Here is a 2,557-nt window from a genome sequence, read left to right as displayed (position 1 = left end):
TTTGATAAGTACATTTACATTTTGCCTATTGAGGATATTGAAGAAATTTATATTCAAGCAATAAAGAATAAGCTTGAATCAGAGTACAAAATTACAGTTAAAGTACTGGTAGATATATTAAATCCAACCAAAGAAAATCTAAGAGATAATCACAAGAAATATTTTGATTCAATTGTGAATAATTATATTTCAAAAAATGGAGAAGAACAGTTTAATGAACTACTCTCCTATTTGAATGAAAATGGATTCATATCAGAATCAGATTACATTAATGAAAGGGTTGTACATTTCTTTTACTCACAAGAGGAAAATGGAGATGAACTCTGGAAGACCAATATGGATTTGATTGAAGATCAATATGATGCAGATAAAATTATGAATCAAATAAATAGCCAATATCGTGAGCTAATCAATGAAACCGATTGTCTAGGAATACTTGGTATAACCACTAATGATATCTATGCAAATACATATAATTTTTTGTTTGGATGGAATAGTTCGGATATTGCAGTAATGAGCTATAACAGATTTATCAAAGGAGAAACTACATCCGAGATAAAGATTAAAAGAGCTAATATGCAGGCTTTATCCTCAGCTGGATATTTAGTAGGTATACCCAGATGCACTGTAGCACATTGTTCTAGAGCATATCCACATTCATTAGATGAGCATGATAACAAAGAAGAAATATTATGTGATGAATGCAAAAGTAATCTTAAAAATACTTATGAACAGATGGACATATAATAATGATTTGAACTTGAATTAGCTACTGACATCCAACTTGCTAATCTGCTACGCAGGCAAGTTGGACGCCAGAATACGCAAATCAAGTTAAGTCGAAGTTATGTACACACAATGCACATGACAACTGAAACGTGGTCATAAAATTAGGATATATACACATGACAACATTGACATGTACAATAAATGGATTATAATGAACATGATATGAGTGAAATAGCAAATAATAGTTTACCTGTATTACCTCCAAAACAAGAAATTGAGACTAAGAATGTTTTAAAACATGCTATTTCTTCTAACCGAGAGCTAGCAAGGCTAAAGGGATACTGTTCTCTCTTACCAAATGATTCAATATTACTAAGTTCAATAATACTGAAGGAAGCTTCAGCCAGTTCAGAAATAGAAAATATCATAACGACTCAAGATGCTCTCTATAAGGCTATAGTAGCAAATGAACGAGTTCTTGATCCAGCAACAAAAGAGGTTTTAAGCTATAGATCAGCTTTATGGCTTGGATATAATGAAATAAAGAAAAGCGATATTTTACGTGTAAATACGATATTATCAATTCAAGAAGAGCTTGAACAAAATACGGCTGGTTTAAGAAAATTACCTGGAACAAGTTTAGTTAATGATACAACCGGTGAAGTACTTTATACTCCCCCTGATAATGAAGAAGTAATCAAGAATCTTCTTGCAAATCTTGAGAAATATATAAATTCAGATGATGAAATTGACTACTTGATAAAAATGGCTGTAATCCATTATCAATTTGAATCAATACATCCATTCTATGATGGTAATGGTAGAACAGGTAGAATAATAAATGTTCTTTATCTTGTTCTAAAAGGATTACTAGATACACCTGTTCTTTTTCTTAGTTCATACATAATTAAAAATAAAACACAGTATTACAGGTTACTTCAACAAATGCATAAGTCTGAAAATTGGGAAGATTGGATCGTATATATGTTAAAAGCTGTAGAAGATACAGCAAAGGAAACATATAAAATCATCTCAGACATAATGGAATTATTAGAAACGACAATTGAAGTATGTAAGAGTAGACTTCCAAAAAATATTTATTCAAAAGAGCTAATTGAATTATTATTTGTTCAACCTTATACGAAAATCGCTTTTCTCGTAGAGGCAGGTATAGCTGAAAGAAGAACTGCAAGTAAATACTTAAAAGAACTTGTGTTGATAGGGGTATTAGAATCATTTCGATTAGGAAAAGAGACAATATTTGTTAATCGTCCTCTATATGATTTACTGAAGAAATAATGGTGGTACATAACACATATAAGAGCTCCAATCGTCAAGGGACATAGGAACCCCTGACTAAAAAAGCCTATGTTTTACAGAAATGATGCAAAGATATGACCAATTAATTATTCTGTCTTGTTTCTAAGACTGGTTGCAGATAATTCTGCTCCAAACACATATAGACATTTTCTTAATATAGAAATACATCCGTACCCAAGTCTGTTCCAATCAAAAAAGAAATTCATGGTGTCACTAATCGCAATACTGACCCCCCGGAATATGTCAACATAGTTGAAGTGTGCTCTTTGAAATAATGATAAAATTTAACTGGCGAATTTCCTTTCTTTTTCTGCTTTTATTTTAATCCTTGTATCTGCAGATGGATTTAGGTAAACAACGTGGGTTTCAGGTAATTGTTTTGTAACCGCTAATAAAGCCCCATCTACCAGTAACTGAGATTTCTATGCATTTTCTATTCTAAAGGAGTGGAAAATGAAAAGAAGAACATCAGAAGATTGGGATCACATAATCCGGGACTATAAAGAGT

At 31.6% G+C, this 2,557-nt stretch carries 2 protein-coding genes; both read left to right on the top strand.

The features are described 5' to 3' along the window. On the top strand, nt 1-747 hold a 747-nt coding region (locus tag DV872_RS25925), incomplete at its 5' end, for a hypothetical protein (RefSeq protein WP_171832187.1). A gap of 204 nt (nt 748-951) precedes the next feature. Next, nucleotides 952-2,028, top strand: coding sequence for a Fic family protein (locus tag DV872_RS25920; protein WP_114632876.1), 1,077 nt, complete (start codon nt 952-954; stop codon nt 2,026-2,028). Nucleotides 2,029-2,557 lie beyond the last annotated feature (529 nt).

Source organism: Oceanispirochaeta sp. M1, assembly GCF_003346715.1.
Lineage (GTDB): Bacteria > Spirochaetota > Spirochaetia > DSM-2461 > DSM-2461 > Oceanispirochaeta.
The sequence above is the reverse complement of the archived record's forward strand: the minus strand, read 5'-3'. Positions and strand labels throughout refer to the sequence as shown.

Excerpts from the sequence above, each read along its gene's own strand:
- DV872_RS25920 (WP_114632876.1), top strand. The coding sequence starts at position 952 with ATGAGTGAAATAGCAAATAATAGTTTACCTGTATTACCTCCAAAACAA.